Annotated in this window: 1 protein-coding gene; it reads left to right on the top strand. The window is 65.3% G+C overall.

Annotated features, from left to right (window positions below; all coding sequences use genetic code 11):
- A partial coding sequence (locus AACW18_RS11295; RefSeq protein ID WP_218390086.1) for a VCBS domain-containing protein occupies positions 1-450 on the top strand: 450 nt, incomplete at both ends.

Here is a 450-nt window from a genome sequence, read left to right on the forward strand (position 1 = left end):
CCGGCAGCCTGACCCTGACCGACGTGGACGGGGCCGACGAGGCCGAGTTCAAACCGGGTGTGGGTACCCCGAGTGCCGGCGCCCTGGGTCAGCTGGAGATCGATGCGGCGGGCAAGTGGAGCTATGAAGTCGCCAACAGCAAGGTGCAGTACCTGGGCGAAGGCGAGACCAAGGTCGAGACCTTCACCGTACAGAGCCTGGATGGCACCAGCCACACCGTGACCATCACCATCACCGGCGTCAACGACGGTGCCGAGATCAAGGGTGATGACAGCGGTGCGGTGACCGAAGACCTGAACGTGGTCAGCGGTAACCTGACCGAAACCGGCAGCCTGAGCGTGACCGACGTGGACGGGGCGGACGAGGCCGAGTTCAAACCGGGTGTGGGCGCGCCGAGTGCCAATGCCCTGGGCAGCCTGACCATCGATGCGGCTGGCAAGTGGAGCTATG

The sequence above is a fragment of the Aeromonas sp. sia0103 genome, assembly GCF_963895295.1.
GTDB classification, from domain to species: domain Bacteria; phylum Pseudomonadota; class Gammaproteobacteria; order Enterobacterales; family Aeromonadaceae; genus Aeromonas; species Aeromonas encheleia.